The organism is Salmonella enterica subsp. arizonae, assembly GCF_008692845.1.
Taxonomy (GTDB): domain Bacteria; phylum Pseudomonadota; class Gammaproteobacteria; order Enterobacterales; family Enterobacteriaceae; genus Salmonella; species Salmonella arizonae.
The window spans coordinates 157,784-170,080 of the sequence record NZ_VXJW01000001.1 but is presented as its reverse complement, the minus strand read 5'-3'; the positions used below and the strand labels follow the sequence as shown (position 1 = coordinate 170,080).

Genomic DNA, 12,297 nt, shown 5'->3' with positions numbered 1-12,297 from the left:
CCCGATAAGGTGCCAGCCGCCATCAGGCATTGCTTGCCGGATGGCGATGCTTACGCATTTTATCCAGTCTGGTAAGCGTTACCCGGCATCACACCATATCCAGAGCGGTTTTCCCTTTTGGTGCGGGCCAGGCGCTATCCAGTAAGGCAATTTCGTTTGCTGATAAAGCGATCTCAAGCGCCGCCGCATTTTGCTTCACATGTTCTGCGCTCCCGGCTTTCGGGATCGCCACCACGCCCGGATGAGCAATCACCCACGCGAGTAAGATTTGCGCCCCCGTGGCGTTATGCGCCTGCGCAATCTCATTCACCACCGGATGATTCAGCAAACCGCTACGCAGCCGGCCTGCCTGCGCAAGCGGACTATAGGCCATCACTGGCATCCGCTGTTGCTGGCACCACGGCAATAAATCATATTCAATACCGCGTGACGCCAGATGATAGAGCACCTGATTTGTCGCGCATTGTTGTCCCCCTGGGGTGCGCCACAGCGCCTGCATATCGTCATAATCAAGGTTAGAGACTCCCCAACGGCGAATTTTCCCCTGCGCCATTAGCCTCTCCATGCCCTCAATGGTCTCTTCGAATGAAAAACTTCCGGCCCAGTGCAATAAATAGAGATCGAGATAATCTGTTTTCAGACGGCGCAGGCTTCCTTCGCAAGCGGCAATTATTTTCTGGCCGCCTGCGTTCCACGGATACACTTTTGACACCAGATATGCCTCATCGCGCCGTCCCGCCAGCGCCTCGCCCACCACCTTTTCCGCACCGCCGTCGGCATACATTTCCGCCGTATCAATAAGGCGTAGCCCCAAGTCCAGCCCCGCGCGCAGCGCCGCAACCTCACGCTGACGATTATCCGCGCGCTCGCCCATATACCATGTTCCTTGTCCTATGGCAGGGAGCGTCGCCTGCCCGCAAAACGTTACGTTTTTCACTGTCCTCATTTCCTTTTTAATGTCACACAACGGTAAAACAATACAGGACTCTTATACCCTACGGTAATGTCCGACATCATACCGTGCAAGGGAATGTGCGTGAGGCTGATTTTCTTATCACTGACGAACGTCATCCGCAATCATGTCAACGATGCGGGTAATATGCGCGGCGGGTCGATGATTCAAGAGTAATTGACGCATCACATTCATATAGGGCGTCACATGTTGAAAGAACTCCAGGTATCCTTTACAGAGATAATTTTGCCGTTCGCCGTTATCCATACAAATTCGGTGTTTCGGACTGCCTCCATGGCAGGCAAAGCGCCACGCGCAGTTCTGGCAGCGTGAGGAAAGATTTGCTTTAGCTTGTCAAATTGCCGCTGAAAGGGGGGAGACCGCTATCTCTTCTAAAGTGTATTGCCGTAAATTGCCCATCTTATAGGCGGGAAAAACAAAATAGTCACTGCTAAAAACGTCGCCATTCTGCTCCACCAGAAAACAATGCTCAACTTGCGCACCATCAATCGATATACTGCTCAGAAAATGATGCTGTGCAAAGAAGGCCGCCCACTCTTCAGTGATTAATGCGCCATTGGTTTGCAGGCTATTGTAGATAGTTTTGCCGTTAGCATAGCGCTGCTGCAAGAGCACCACTTTTTGGGTAAAAAGAGAGACTACATAACGTCAGCACCCCACCCTGCCAACAAGACGAGACGTCTTAGGATCGCGTATCATCAATTACCCGGCGGATATACGTCTCCAGCACATCATCAGACATGACGCGCTGCCCCCGGGGTTTATCGAGATAGAGACAGTATTTGCAGGATAAGTTACACAAACTGCCGCTGGGCTTGGCTACCGTATTGAATACTATGCTCGTTCGTCTTACTCGCTGTGAAGAATGGGTATAGCATAAGCGGGACGTTACAGGGCGATAACCGTCAGCATTAAAACAATTTATATATTAATTATAACCAAGATTATAATAACCTTGATTTTTCATATAAACGGCTAGTTTTTTTAAATGAATGTAACAAAGTGTGAGCCACGTAAGGTTGCGCCATACTCGACCATCTGCGCATTTATGCAAGCCGCAACGTTCGCGTATCCGTCAGTACAAAGCCTGCATAATGCAGGCTTGTAGCAGTTTTCCGGCAACTTCAATCAGAATCTATATGTCACGCCAGTGGAGAGGATACCGGTCCAGGATTTATCCACCATCGGGCTATCGGTAATTTCATCCGACAGACGGGTGTAGCGCGCAGTACCATATACGCTCCAGTTACCCGCGAAGTTATAGTTAGCGCTAAACTCAAGATACGGGTTCCAGCTGTCATTCGGGTTATAGCCGCGTAGGCCGCTACGCGAAGACTCTTTACGTGATACGCCGTAATAGTAGTCATTCTGGTTCTCGCTATTCCATTCTACCCCGATACCTGGCGTTAAGGTCAGTCCGCCATTGGTATACCGATACAGCCAGGCCAGATCCCAGACGATACCGTTACTGTTATCCAATGTATCCCCTGCCAGGGAGGTACGCAGGAAACCATATTGGGTGTGATGCGCGTAAGAGACGCCCGCCATCATAGTACTTTTACGCCTGTCCAGACGACGTAGTTGATGGTCATCGCTGTCGCCCGGCTTGAAGTACATCGGGGACCAGTACGCCATGATTGACAACTTATCGGTATTGTCATTCCACAAGTAATAACCACCACCCAGACCGCGGAACCAGAAGTTATCGCTTTCATAAGCGATAACCGGTATCGGATAAACATCGCTATCGTAATCTTTATAAGGGTGTTCAACCACACCAACGCCTGCGCCCAGCGTCAGGTTGCTTTCAGCGTGCGCGACGCTAGCGGACGTTGCGATAAGAACGCCAAGAGCCAGAAGTTTAAGTTTGGTCACAATCCATAATTCCTTATTCAAATGTTCTGCGGCGAAAGTGTAACTGCCAATACGTACAAGCCCAACTATTTTACACAATGCAACCGTTTAATATCACCATCACAGATTATTTTCAGATGATTGGCTGATGATCGTTACGTGATCAGGAGCGCTTTTTCTGACATTCGCCAGGCTTTTCTACCCGATGAGTTATTGATATGTCATCGAAAACCAGTGGCGTGTACAGGCAAGTTTTGCAAATGCCATCTACGCTTAATGTTAAGAAGGTGTATCACCGGGCACGTTGATCTTCTGACCAAAAAAACGGCATGAGAGTTGCTTTTTTCCTTAGCGGAGACGGCGCTCAGTCTACCTCTTCCGGGAGCCTCTACTATTCATATGAACGGCTCTTAACATGTGCGAAAAAACGAAAGGATGGCATATCATGAATATATTCGATCACTATCGCCAGCGCTACGAAGCTGCCAAGGACGAAGAGTTCACACTGCAGGATTTTCTTACCATTTGTCGGCAAGATCGCAGTGCTTATGCCAACGCGGCAGAGCGGCTATTAATGGCTATCGGCGAGCCTAGTATGGTCGATACTGCCCAGGAACCCCGACTTTCTCGACTCTTTTCTAACCGGGTTATTGCTCGCTATCCTGCGTTTGAAGAGTTTTACGGCATGGAAGACGCGATTGAACAGATTGTCTCTTATCTGAAACACGCGGCACAAGGGCTGGAAGAGAAGAAGCAAATTCTCTATTTGCTGGGGCCTGTGGGGGGGGGCAAATCATCGCTCGCTGAACGACTGAAATCGCTGATGCAGCGCGTGCCAATATATGTTTTAAGCGCCAACGGCGAACGTAGCCCGGTAAACGATCATCCGTTATGCCTGTTTAATCCGCAGGAAGATGCGCAGATTCTGGAAAAAGAATACGGTATTCCGCGCCGCTACCTCGGCACAATTATGTCCCCGTGGGCGGCCAAACGCCTGCATGAGTTTGGCGGCGATATTACTAAATTCCGCGTGGTGAAAGTCTGGCCCTCCATTCTGGAACAGATTGCCATCGCAAAAACGGAACCAGGCGATGAAAATAATCAGGATATTTCGGCGCTGGTCGGTAAGGTGGATATTCGTAAACTTGAACACCACGCTCAGAACGATCCGGATGCGTATGGTTACTCCGGCGCTCTGTGCCGCGCTAACCAAGGCATCATGGAGTTCGTCGAGATGTTTAAAGCACCTATTAAGGTGCTGCATCCATTGCTGACTGCAACCCAGGAAGGTAACTACAACGGCACGGAAGGCATTTCCGCCCTGCCCTTTAATGGCATCATACTTGCCCACTCAAACGAATCTGAATGGGTGACTTTCCGTAATAATAAAAATAACGAAGCCTTCCTCGACCGTGTCTATATCGTGAAGGTACCTTATTGCCTGCGAATCTCTGAAGAGATCAAAATCTACGAGAAATTACTTAATCATAGCGAACTGGCTCATGCGCCTTGCGCGCCGGGTACGTTGGAAACGCTTTCGCGTTTCTCAATTCTTTCACGCCTGAAAGAGCCGGAAAACTCCAGCATTTACTCGAAAATGCGCGTTTATGACGGTGAAAGCCTGAAAGATACCGACCCGAAAGCCAAATCGTACCAGGAGTATCGCGACTATGCGGGCGTGGACGAAGGGATGAACGGTCTCTCCACCCGATTCGCGTTTAAGATCCTCTCCCGCGTGTTCAACTTCGACCATGCGGAAGTAGCGGCCAACCCGGTACATCTGTTCTACGTTCTGGAACAACAAATTGAGCGAGAGCAGTTCCCGCAGGAGCAAGCTGAACGTTATCTGGAGTTCCTGAAAGGCTACCTGATCCCGAAATACGCCGAGTTTATCGGCAAGGAGATCCAGACGGCCTATCTCGAATCTTACTCTGAGTACGGCCAGAACATTTTTGATCGCTACGTGACTTATGCGGACTTCTGGATTCAGGATCAAGAGTATCGCGACCCGGATACGGGTCAACTGTTCGATCGTGAATCACTGAACGCCGAGCTGGAAAAAATAGAAAAACCAGCGGGTATTAGTAACCCAAAAGATTTCCGTAATGAGATAGTAAACTTTGTCCTGCGCGCCAGAGCCAATAATAGCGGCCGTAATCCAAACTGGACCAGTTACGAGAAACTACGCACGGTAATTGAGAAAAAAATGTTCTCTAATACCGAAGAATTGTTGCCGGTCATTTCTTTTAACGCCAAGACCTCAACTGATGAGCAGAAAAAACACGACGACTTTGTCGATCGGATGATGGAAAAAGGGTATACCCGTAAGCAGGTTCGTTTGCTGTGCGAGTGGTACCTGCGCGTGCGTAAATCGTCGTGATGTTAACGCCCGGAGGCGCTTGCGCTTACCGGGCCTACAAAGTAATGTTCTGTAGACTGGCTAAGCGTTAGCGCTATCCGGCGCTGACAGAATAGGCGCACAGTTGGCAGTACGGGGGGCATATGACCTGGTTCATAGACCGACGTCTTAACGGTAAAAATAAAAGCACGGTGAATCGCCAGCGCTTTTTGCGCCGTTATAAAGCACAAATTAAGCAGTCGATCTCCGAAGCGATTAACAAACGCTCAGTGACCGATGTCGACAGCGGAGAATCTGTCTCTATTCCAACCGATGATATTAGCGAACCGATGTTTCACCAGGGGCGTGGAGGTCTGCGCCATCGCGTCCATCCAGGCAACGATCACTTTATTCAGAATGATCGCATTGAGCGTCCGCAAGACGGTGGCGGCAGCGGTTCCGGCAACGGCCAGGCCAGCCAGGACGGCGAAGGCCAGGATGAGTTTGTCTTTCAGATTTCAAAAGATGAGTATCTGGATCTGCTCTTTGAAGATTTAGCGCTGCCTAATCTGAAAAAAAACCAACATCGCCAGCTTAACGAGTATAAAACCCACCGCGCCGGTTTCACCTCGAACGGCGTGCCGGCCAATATCAGCGTGGTACGTTCGCTACAAAACTCTCTGGCGCGCCGTACTGCGATGACTGCCGGAAAACGCCGCGAACTGCACGCGCTGGAAGCGGAACTGGAGACTCTCAGCAGCAGCGAACCAGCGCAACTGCTTGAAGAGGAACGATTACGCCGGGAGATTGCCGAACTGCGGGCTAAAATCGAGAAAGTGCCGTTTATCGACACTTTTGATTTACGCTATAAAAATTATGAAAAACGGCCTGACCCCTCCAGTCAGGCGGTGATGTTCTGTCTGATGGACGTCTCTGGTTCGATGGATCAGGCAACTAAAGATATGGCTAAGCGTTTTTATATTCTGCTCTATCTGTTTTTGAGCCGAACGTATAAAAACGTAGAAGTGGTTTATATCCGCCATCATACCCAGGCGAAGGAAGTGGACGAACATGAGTTCTTTTACTCGCAGGAGACCGGGGGAACGATTGTCTCCAGCGCGCTGAAGCTTATGGATGAAGTGGTTAAAGAGCGCTACGATCCTGGGCAGTGGAACATCTATGCGGCGCAGGCGTCAGACGGCGATAACTGGGCCGACGATTCACCGTTGTGTCATGAGATCCTGGCGAAAAAACTGCTGCCGGTAGTGCGCTATTACAGCTATATCGAAATTACTCGCCGCGCCCATCAGACCTTATGGCGCGAGTATGAACATCTGCAAGCGATGTTCGATAACTTTGCTATGCAGCATATTCGCGATCAGGACGATATTTATCCAGTGTTCCGCGAACTATTCCAGAAACAGAGCGCCAACCAAAGCGCATAACCATAAATCAGCCTGTAATATATAACGGGCTGATTTATAACTACCAAGGCGGTTATACATACTGCCCCTATAATAGCCGTAAACTTATATATCTCCTGACTGGATTTAGCTTACATGCGCTTACTTACAACTGGAAGCTTATAGATTTATTAATGCCAGAAAAACTCACCAAAGGGTGGAGATAATCCCATAGAATCAGAGAGTTATATTTTACAAAAAAGCCAATGACCAGAAAAATCGATATCAAAAAACCATGGGGCGATACTATCTGACGATGTCATAGCAGGCGACGTAAAAGCCGCGGCCAGTAATGTAAAAAGCAAAATTTCGGCCATTTGTTTAAACCTTTTCGTAAGGTCCCCTAACGGATATACATTATTAACGTTACCACTTCACATTCCTTTCACCGTAATAATAAAGGCTATTTTATTTACGTTAGCGTTAAATTGATGCCGTTAATTAACAATTTACTTTTTGTAACAATGGTTATATTTAAAAATATCAACGCCACGTATTATTGATTTATTAAATCGAGAATGATTTTTATTCCCGAACAACGACACGTTTTATTCTTAAACAGTCTATTAGAGGAATTCTCATCATTATGGTAAACTAACGCATCCGACTTTCAGGGCTGTAGTTCATCATGAATTTGCATCATAAAGCGCTCAGGCACTTTATCTCAGCAAGCGTCATCGTTTTGACATCGTCCTTCCTGATTTACGAACTTATTGCCAGCGACAGGGCAATGAATGCCTATATGCGTTATATCATGGAGAGAGCCGACTCGTCGTTTCTGTACGATAAGTACCAAAATCAAAGTATCGCCGCACATTTGATGCGGACCTTTGAAGCGCCGGGAGAGCCAGTCACCACGGAGAAACGCCGCGCGTTTTGCGACGCATTTGAAACCGTTAACGGTACGCACGGCGTCAACCTGATCCGTCATAATTATCCGGCGCTACATGGCACGCTGCAAACCGCTGCGACACAGTGTACCGATAATATTGATGACGTCTTTTTGCTGCCTGCGTTTGATCAGGCGGTAAGTATCAACCGGGCGCAGGACGACCACAGTCACGGACTGGGCACACTTGAGCTTAAATTCCGCTATTACGTTGATTTAAAGAAACATTATGTTTATTTCTACGATCTAATCAACTCGCAACGCTTCGCCATGCATCGTTGGACTTTTTTACAAAAAGGCACAATGGGTATTAATAGGAAAGATATAGATAAACTTTTTACCGGCCGTACGGTTATTTCAAGTATTTACATGGATGATATTACTCAGGAAAATGTCATGAGTTTTTTAACACCAGTCTATCTGTCGGGCACGTTAAAAGGTATAGTGATGGTGGACGTTAATCAGGATAATCTAAAAAATATTTTCTATACCCAGGACCGTCCGCTGGTTTGGCGTTATCTTAATATCACCCTGAAAGATCTGGACTCAGGAAAAGAGATTATTATTAACAAAAGTAAAAACAATCTGTTTCAATATGTGGATTATAACCATGATATTCCTGGCGGACTGCGCGTTTCTTTCTCCCTTGATTTAACCTATTTTATTGTCTCGTCCTGGAAAGCACTGGCCTTTTACTTACTGGCAACGGCGCTCCTGCTTAATATGGTGCGGATGCACTTTCGGCTTTATCGCGACGTCACGCGCGAAAATATTAGCGATGCCATGACCGGACTTTACAACCGTAAAATATTGACACCGGTTTTGGAACAGCGACTGCAACGACTGGTCAATACCGGTACGCCAGTGACATTTATCGCCATTGATTGCGATAAGTTAAAACTGATCAACGATACCCTGGGACACCAGGAAGGCGACCGGATCATTACCCTGCTGGCGAAAGCGATTAAAACATCGATTCGTAAAAGCGATTATGCTATTCGTCTCGGCGGCGATGAGTTCTGTATCATTCTTGTCGATTACGCTGCGGATCTGGCTATCCATCTGCCAGAGCGCATCGTTCGTAACCTGCAAATTATCGCACCGGATAAGTCAGTTCATTTTTCCGCCGGGATTTATAATATGCAGCCCAATGACACAATTAATGATGCCTACCAGGCTTCCGACGCGCAGCTCTATCTGAACAAACAACAAAAACAGCGTCGTTCATAATAGTGTTTCGCAGTAAAAATCAATTTTCATGTCGCACCAGGAGTGAGAAATGACCGAAATGACTGAAGTCGCTAAGGGCGTCGCTACACACCAGCGTTTAGTGGCCTTATTAACGCAGGAGAACGCGCGCTATCGTGTGGTTAGCCATGAAGCGGTAGGGAAATGCGAAGCGGTTTCTGAAATACGTGGTACCGCGCTGGGCCAGGGCGCAAAAGCGCTGGTCTGTAAAGTCAAAGGCAACGGCCTCAACCAGCATGTTCTTGCTATTTTAGCGGCCGACCAGCAAGCGGATCTCTCTCAGCTTGCTTTGCATCTGGGCGGCTTACGCGCCTCCCTTGCCAGCCCGGCGGAAGTCGATATGCTGACCTGCTGCGTTTTTGGCGCGATCCCGCCTTTCAGTTTTCATCCAAACCTGAAACTGGTCGCCGATCCGCTCCTGTTTGAACGTTTTGATGAAATTGCCTTTAATGCCGGTCTGCTGGAAAAATCGGTCATTATGAATACACAGGACTACCTGCGAATCGCCCGGCCGGAACTGGCAACCTTCCGCCGCGCGCAGTCATCGCCAACGAGTTAGCCTTCTCTTTCAAGGAACAAGACAGACACAACGATAACCATAAAAATGGCGAAAAACGACGCCGTAATCAGCAGCGCTTCAAGAAACGGTGGATTGTACATAAGGCATCCTCTGGAAGACAACAATAACGGTTTGCTTGTTATCAATACGCTGCGCTGATGGCAATTTAATGACAAACGCCGTTTTTCGCGTCGAGAGTGTCTTTCAGGCGTTTGCCTGAAAACCGCATTAATCGTTAAAAACGCCTGGGTGCTTTCCCATTTGGGCGTAAAGTAATTGGGCTTACTTTTTGGCAAGGAAACCATCATGTTTGATGTCACTCTGCTGATCCTGCTCGGATTGGCAGCTCTGGGATTTATCAGCCACAACACCACTGTCGCCGTTTCAATTCTGGTGCTGATTATTGTTCGCGTAACCCCACTGAATACCTTTTTTCCGTGGATTGAAAAACAGGGGTTAACCGTAGGGATTATCATTCTGACCATCGGCGTGATGGCCCCCATCGCCAGCGGAACCCTGCCGTCCTCCACCTTGCTCCACTCTTTTGAGAACTGGAAATCACTGGTAGCGATTGCTGTCGGCGTTTTCGTCTCCTGGCTGGGCGGTCGCGGTGTTGCACTGATGGGAAATCAACCGCAGCTCGTCGCCGGGCTGCTGGTCGGTACGGTACTGGGCGTCGCGCTGTTTCGAGGCGTGCCTGTCGGCCCACTGATTGCGGCAGGACTGGTCTCTTTAATTGTGGGCAGGCAGTAACTAGCCCGTCAGATACTGGCCTGGGGTCTGCCCCAGGCCCTTTTTAAACATTGTAATAAATGCCGAAGTGGAATCATAACCCAGCATGTGCGCCGTCTGCTGTACATTACGTCCCGCTATCAGCGCTTGCAACGCCAGAATTAATTGCAACTGATGGCGCCAGCGACGAAAGCTTAGCCCTGTCTCTTTGACAACCAGCCGGGCAAGGTTACGCTCGCTCATCGCGAATACGCTGGCCCACTGCCCTAACGTATTCCATCGCGCAGGCTCCAGCGCCATTGTCTCAACCATTTGGCGAATTTTCGGATGCGCCGATACCGGTAATTGCAACTGTTCCTGCGGCTGCTGCGGCAGTTCATCAAACAACACCTGTATAAGGCGCTGCGTTGGCATTTGCGTTCTCTCGAGGTCAGTTCTGCGCGCCAGCGACAAAATCAACTCCCGACATAACGGCGAAATCTTTAACGTGCAGCAACGCTCCGGCATGACGACCGCCGTAGGTTCAATAAATAAAAAGCACAGTTCCGCGCCTGCGGTCACATGATTACTGTGCGGCAGCGAGCCGGGGAGCCATACGGCATATTGTGGAGGAACCATCCACATCGCATTTTCCACCTCGCAGGTAATCGCGCCGTGCAGCGCGAGGATCAACTGCCCCTTCCGATGCAGATGGCGAGGACTAAACAGTTCATCGTCTCTTGCGCGAATACAAAAGGCCACAGCGGCGTCGTAGTGCAGATCGGGATCGTAACCGTCCAGTCTCAGACCTCTCATAACATTGTCCGATTTTAGTGATAAATTGTCATTTTAGCTTGATTCATCCAAACAGTAAAAACTGTTAAGGTGTCGCCTCGCCTGACGAGATGAGAAAACAATGACGACTGCCCTTTCACTACGCGGCAAACAGGGCGCTTTCCTGATTGCCGGTATTTTAATGATAGCCACAACGCTGCGCGTAACGTTTACCGGCGCGGCGCCGTTGCTGGAGACAATCCGTGCGGATTATGGTCTTTCCACCGCCCAAACGGGCCTGCTAACAACCTTGCCGCTCCTGGCGTTTGCGATGGTTTCGCCGCTGGCAGCTGGTCTTGCCCGTCGATTTGGGATGGAGCGCAGTCTGTTCGCCGCAATGCTGCTGATTTGCGCGGGTATTGCCCTCCGCTCCCTGCCCTCCGCCGCGCTGTTGTTTGTCGGAACCACGATTATTGGTTGCGGGATCGCGTTGGGTAATGTGCTGTTACCAGGATTGATTAAGCGCGATTTTTCACAGCATGTCGCCAGACTGACGGGCGCGTATTCATTGACGATGGGTGCCGCTGCCGCGTTAGGGTCCGCTCTGGTGGTTCCGCTGGCGTTGCACGGTTTTGGCTGGCGCGGCGCGCTGTTAATGCTGATGCTGTTTCCGCTGTTCGCGTTTCTTATCTGGTTACCGCAGTGGCGCACTACCCGCGCGGCTAACCTGAGTAGTTCCCGGGCATTACATGAACGCGGTGTATGGCGCTCGCCTTTAGCCTGGCAGGTTACGCTATTTCTCGGACTTAACTCACTGATCTATTATGTAATTATCGGCTGGTTACCGACAATACTTATCAGCCACGGTTACAGCGAAGCGCAGGCAGGATCGCTACATGGCCTGCTGCAACTAGCGACCGCCGCGCCTGGGTTAGCCATTCCGCTTATTTTGCATCGTCTTAACGATCAACGCTGGATTGCTGCGCTGGTCTCACTATTGTGCGCGACTGGCGCGGCGGGACTTTGGTTTGCACCGGACCAGGCGCTCATCTGGACGCTGCTGTTCGGCTTCGGTTCAGGCGCGACGATGATCCTTGGCCTGACGTTTATCGGTCTGCGCGCCAGTTCGGCGCATCAGGCGGCGGCGCTTTCCGGCATGGCGCAGTCTGTCGGGTATTTACTGGCGGCATGTGGCCCCCCCGTCATGGGAAAACTTCATGACGTCAGCGGTAGCTGGTATCTGCCGCTATCAGGCGTGGCGGTTCTGGCTATCGTCATGGCGATTTTTGGTCTCTACGCCGGACGAGATCGGGAGATAGCCTCATAAATGGGCCTGATGGCCCCCCGGCTTCGCTTATCAGGCCTGCCCCATTAAAATTAGTGCAACCAGTAGGCCGGCTAAGGCGCTTACGCCGCCATTCGGCAAAATGAGCCCCTTAAACGCTAGTCAGCGTGGTATATATTTAACGACAAACGTACCGTAAGCGG

The 12,297-nt window shown here is 49.8% G+C and carries 10 protein-coding genes and 1 pseudogene; 6 read left to right on the top strand and 5 right to left on the bottom strand.

Going from position 1 to position 12,297, the window contains the following annotated elements; translation table 11 throughout:
- Window positions 1-88: 88 nt before the first annotated feature.
- The 3 genes and pseudogenes from F4V61_RS00900 to F4V61_RS00890 form a co-directional block, all read right to left on the bottom strand.
- Window positions 89-946, bottom strand: a complete 858-nt coding sequence (locus tag F4V61_RS00900; protein WP_072160199.1) for an aldo/keto reductase — start codon at window positions 944-946, stop codon at window positions 89-91.
- Between the two features lie 108 nt (window positions 947-1,054).
- Window positions 1,055-1,811 (bottom strand): annotated as a pseudogene (locus tag F4V61_RS00895) (SPASM domain-containing protein).
- A gap of 290 nt (window positions 1,812-2,101) precedes the next feature.
- Complete coding sequence (locus F4V61_RS00890; RefSeq protein ID WP_058819629.1) at window positions 2,102-2,848, bottom strand: MipA/OmpV family protein; 747 nt, start codon at window positions 2,846-2,848, stop codon at window positions 2,102-2,104.
- Window positions 2,849-3,272: 424 nt separating this feature from the next.
- Here F4V61_RS00890 and yeaG point away from each other — a divergent pair, with 424 nt between their 5' ends.
- The 4 genes from yeaG (at window position 3,273) to F4V61_RS00870 (ending at window position 9,324) form a co-directional block, all read left to right on the top strand.
- Window positions 3,273-5,207, top strand: coding sequence for a protein kinase YeaG (gene yeaG / locus F4V61_RS00885; RefSeq protein ID WP_024131915.1), 1,935 nt, complete (start codon window positions 3,273-3,275; stop codon window positions 5,205-5,207).
- Window positions 5,208-5,329: 122 nt separating this feature from the next.
- A complete protein-coding gene (locus F4V61_RS00880; RefSeq protein ID WP_000219709.1) occupies window positions 5,330-6,610 on the top strand; it encodes a YeaH/YhbH family protein in 1,281 nt (426 codons plus the stop codon).
- 646 nt (window positions 6,611-7,256) lie between these two features.
- A complete protein-coding gene (gene dgcJ, locus F4V61_RS00875) occupies window positions 7,257-8,747 on the top strand; it encodes a diguanylate cyclase DgcJ (RefSeq protein ID WP_058345389.1) in 1,491 nt (496 codons plus the stop codon).
- A gap of 58 nt (window positions 8,748-8,805) precedes the next feature.
- Window positions 8,806-9,324: a YbaK/prolyl-tRNA synthetase associated domain-containing protein gene (locus tag F4V61_RS00870; RefSeq protein WP_170243769.1), complete on the top strand. Its 519-nt coding sequence runs from the start codon at window positions 8,806-8,808 to the stop codon at window positions 9,322-9,324.
- On the opposite strand, the gene yoaI is transcribed toward F4V61_RS00870, so the two are convergent.
- Window positions 9,321-9,425, bottom strand: coding sequence for a small membrane protein YoaI (yoaI, locus tag F4V61_RS00865; RefSeq protein WP_058345415.1), 105 nt, complete (start codon window positions 9,423-9,425; stop codon window positions 9,321-9,323). The genes F4V61_RS00870 and yoaI overlap by 4 nt on opposite strands.
- A gap of 205 nt (window positions 9,426-9,630) precedes the next feature.
- Between yoaI and F4V61_RS00860 the strand changes: the two genes are divergently transcribed.
- Entirely contained in the window at window positions 9,631-10,077 is a 447-nt protein-coding gene (locus F4V61_RS00860; RefSeq protein ID WP_000460699.1) for a DUF441 domain-containing protein, read from the top strand.
- Here F4V61_RS00860 and F4V61_RS00855 read toward each other — a convergent pair whose 3' ends face one another.
- Window positions 10,078-10,851 carry an AraC family transcriptional regulator gene (locus F4V61_RS00855; RefSeq protein WP_038396128.1) on the bottom strand — a complete coding sequence of 258 codons (774 nt, stop codon included), beginning with the start codon at window positions 10,849-10,851 and terminating at the stop codon, window positions 10,078-10,080.
- A gap of 100 nt (window positions 10,852-10,951) precedes the next feature.
- Here F4V61_RS00855 and F4V61_RS00850 point away from each other — a divergent pair, with 100 nt between their 5' ends.
- Window positions 10,952-12,136, top strand: a complete 1,185-nt coding sequence (locus tag F4V61_RS00850) for a CynX/NimT family MFS transporter (RefSeq protein WP_079798802.1) — start codon at window positions 10,952-10,954, stop codon at window positions 12,134-12,136.
- Window positions 12,137-12,297 lie beyond the last annotated feature (161 nt).

Coding starts and splice junctions, on each gene's coding strand:
- F4V61_RS00900 (WP_072160199.1), bottom strand. CDS start 946: ATGAGGACAGTGAAAAACGTAACGTTTTGCGGGCAGGCGACGCTCCCT.
- yeaG (WP_024131915.1), top strand. CDS start 3,273: ATGAATATATTCGATCACTATCGCCAGCGCTACGAAGCTGCCAAGGAC.
- F4V61_RS00880 (WP_000219709.1), top strand. CDS start 5,330: ATGACCTGGTTCATAGACCGACGTCTTAACGGTAAAAATAAAAGCACG.
- dgcJ (WP_058345389.1), top strand. CDS start 7,257: ATGAATTTGCATCATAAAGCGCTCAGGCACTTTATCTCAGCAAGCGTC.
- F4V61_RS00870 (WP_170243769.1), top strand. CDS start 8,806: ATGACTGAAGTCGCTAAGGGCGTCGCTACACACCAGCGTTTAGTGGCC.
- yoaI (WP_058345415.1), bottom strand. CDS start 9,425: ATGTACAATCCACCGTTTCTTGAAGCGCTGCTGATTACGGCGTCGTTT.
- F4V61_RS00860 (WP_000460699.1), top strand. CDS start 9,631: ATGTTTGATGTCACTCTGCTGATCCTGCTCGGATTGGCAGCTCTGGGA.
- F4V61_RS00855 (WP_038396128.1), bottom strand. CDS start 10,851: ATGAGAGGTCTGAGACTGGACGGTTACGATCCCGATCTGCACTACGAC.
- F4V61_RS00850 (WP_079798802.1), top strand. CDS start 10,952: ATGACGACTGCCCTTTCACTACGCGGCAAACAGGGCGCTTTCCTGATT.